The organism is Oceanospirillum beijerinckii DSM 7166, from assembly GCF_000422425.1.
GTDB classification, from domain to species: Bacteria; Pseudomonadota; Gammaproteobacteria; order Pseudomonadales; family Halomonadaceae; genus Oceanospirillum; species Oceanospirillum beijerinckii.
Genome location: NZ_AULT01000095.1, coordinates 1 through 2,952, shown reverse-complemented (window position 1 = coordinate 2,952; position 2,952 = coordinate 1). Strand labels below are relative to the sequence as shown.

General features: G+C 42.8%; 2 protein-coding genes. Both read left to right on the top strand.

Annotated features, from left to right (window positions below):
* Positions 1–502: 502 nt before the first annotated feature.
* Positions 503–1,411: a GGDEF domain-containing protein gene (locus H579_RS28120; RefSeq protein ID WP_084624223.1), complete on the top strand. Its 909-nt coding sequence runs from the start codon at positions 503–505 to the stop codon at positions 1,409–1,411.
* A gap of 388 nt (positions 1,412–1,799) precedes the next feature.
* A complete protein-coding gene (locus H579_RS0118530) occupies positions 1,800–2,774 on the top strand; it encodes an FHA domain-containing protein (RefSeq protein WP_028301899.1) in 975 nt (324 codons plus the stop codon).
* Positions 2,775–2,952: the final 178 nt, after the last annotated feature.

The following is a 2,952-nucleotide window of genomic DNA, read 5'->3' as shown; positions in this document are numbered from 1 at the left end:
GGGATATTCTCAAAAAATAGGAATATCCCTGCATAAATCGCAATTTTTTCTGATTTTTAAGCCTATTGACAGCTTAAGTCCGACAGGCTGCTAGCGAGCTTGATGGTGCTGGGTGAGAGGTTTGGGATAAATGCCTACTAATGACCTATCTGCGCTGATAAGGATTTAAGTGATTGTCGCTGTATTTCTTTTACTTTTTTAAAGCAGTTATCGTAGGGTCTAACTTTTTGATATTAATTGATATTATTGGCCGGGTAATGGCTTGGCGTGAAAGCTATGAGTCTGTAATGGCGCGTAATATTCTTTGCAGGCACTACGCGCTAAGATGGGTAAATAATCTGGTGAATTGATTTGCTGCGATAGTTTTTCTGGTTTCTCGGACTGATTGAAGACAAGCCTGCAGCTGTTGGATCATTTGTGTTTTAGCTAATATGGCGACCTGAAATGGGTACCCTCTGCGATATTAGGGAAGACGCATGTGAATAGCATAAGAGATGGAATTATGGGAAATACTTGGTTCGCTTACAATCCTTTCGAATTTAACTGTGATTCAAAAAAGGTTGAGAGTACTTGCCAACAGCCAATGGATTCGCTAACCCGTAACAATCTGCGCAATCAGCTTCAGCGTAGCTTAAAACCGGAGGCCTTACTGACGGTTTTTTATCACGAGATTAGCCACTGTCTTCCTATTTCTGGCTTGGTATTCTCAAGAGAGGAAGAGGTTTACTCTCTGGGTAAATTGTCTTCTGATTGCTTTAGCATGAGGCAGGAGTTGCGCATTAATAATCAGGTGTTAGGCGATCTGGAGTGTCGTTTTTCATCTGATTTGTCATTAGTGCAGAGTTATCTGTGGTATGAATTTATTGAGATGCCGACATATCCTCTACGCAATGCGCTGGAGTTTCAGCAGATGAAGCAGTTGGCACTGAAGGATACGTTGACAGGGTTATTTAATCGCAATAAGTTCGATATTGCCTTTCAGGAAGCTGTTAATCACAGCGAGGCTCAGTCTGGGTCATTTTCTCTGCTGGTATTCGATCTGGATGGTTTTAAGCTGATTAATGATACCTATGGTCATCAGGCTGGTGATCTGGTGTTAAACACCTTTGCCCAGATCCTGCAGGGCACATCTTACGCATTGGAGCAGGTGTTCCGTTTTGGTGGTGATGAATTTACTATCTTGCATGACGGAGATAAGGATGAAGCCCAAGCTATTGTGGCGGATATTCAGCGTTTGGTTAAGGAAAATTCGTTGTTGGAAAAATTTCAGATTTCCTGCAGTATTGGGCATGCCCGGTATCAGGTAGGTGATGACATGGATAGTCTGTTTGAACGTGCGGATTTGGCGCTATATCGTGCGAAGAAAAACGGCAAGAACTGTTTGGAATTGTCGCCGTGTGTTTATGGCTAATCATCTTCTTTCGTAATTAAGAGATAAGTCTGGGTGGCGATACTTCAGCTTATCTATACTTGCATAAATGTTTATTCCGTCGTTGGTAGAGGCAGTGATTTGCTGCAGAAACGCTTTGTTTGAGTGTCGATGATATTAAAGTATCGCCTTCTCGTGGTAATAAGTGTTCTTTATCGTGGTTTGTAACGTGCTGATTTTAGCGCACTACTGAGCGATTCTTTGATGTTATTGTTCGAAGTTTCATAAGGATATGAAAGGGCTGTATAGATTTAATAGGTATAATATTGAAATTGACAGCGATAGTGCTTTGATATGCTCGCGTGGAATGCTCAATTACTTTACAGTTAACTGTGATTAAGATACCGGAAAATCTAAAGACGGATTTATTATGGCTAAAGTAATTAATAAAAGCACTGAAGAGCAGATTACTCTGCTGATTCAACATATCTTCGGACGTCACCCCAGCACGTCTCATACAGTCTTGGTATCACCTGATGTATCGCGTATGCATGCCTCTATCTTTTGGGATGGTGAGGAGTGGTTGCTTCAGGACTCCAGCAGTAACGGTACTTATGTCAATGGTAAACAGGTGCTTAAAGGTACTAAGCATCGTTTGCATAAAGGTGATGAAGTTCAGTTTGCCAGCCCTTCTGCAGAAATCTGGGAAGTTAAAGATCTGGCTCCTCCCATGAGTTTGCTGGTGCCCGTGACCAAAGGCCTGGATGCCATTGAATTGGAGAGTCTGGCAGTGTTGCCTAGTGAGGACTCACCAGAAGTGACGTTGTATATGTCTCCCAATGGTCATTGGGTGTGTGAAAGTCCAATCGGTATTTCGGTGTTGAAGACTGGTGATCTGGTAGGCACCAGTGAGCAAACCTGGCGTTTTGTTGAAGCCCGTGCCAGTGATGAGACGCAAAAACTGGAGTTGGCAGATCTGTCAGATTCACCGCAGGTTAGTATCCACTTTGATGTTAGCCAGAATGAAGAGCATGTGTCTCTACGTTTTAAAATGGGTGAACACGAATACGATTTGGGGCAGAGAAACCATCATTATCTTTTGCTGTTGTTAGCGCGTAAGCGTATGCAGGATAAAGAGAAAGGTTTGGCTGAACCAGAGCAGGGTTGGGTTGATAAAGAGACTCTGAGTCGTATGCTGGGGCAGAATGAAAACCATATCAATATTCAGATCTATCGTTTTAGAAAGCAGTTAGTCAGTGTATTGCCTAAGTCGTTTACCTTACCTCAGGCTATTGAGCGTCGAACGCGCGAGATACGTTTTGCCTACGATAATGTAGAGATTTGTGGTGGCTCTCAGAGGGCTGTCAATAGTGATGATCTCAGTGCTGAGAAAAGTGTGAACTAACTCCACAGGAGTGAATGTCATGGCTGATTTCCGGCAGCCTGAGTAAGCTGAATACGCGTCATCATTTTTTAGGGCCGCTTATCTACTAGACAGTGCGTAGTTCTGATTTCAATGAACTGCGCATATCCAGTCTAAACTTTCGTTGTTGGAAAGCGTTTTTCTGGTTTTAGTCGATTGT

Coding starts and splice junctions, on each gene's coding strand:
- H579_RS28120 (WP_084624223.1), top strand. CDS start 503: ATGGGAAATACTTGGTTCGCTTACAATCCTTTCGAATTTAACTGTGAT.
- H579_RS0118530 (WP_028301899.1), top strand. CDS start 1,800: ATGGCTAAAGTAATTAATAAAAGCACTGAAGAGCAGATTACTCTGCTG.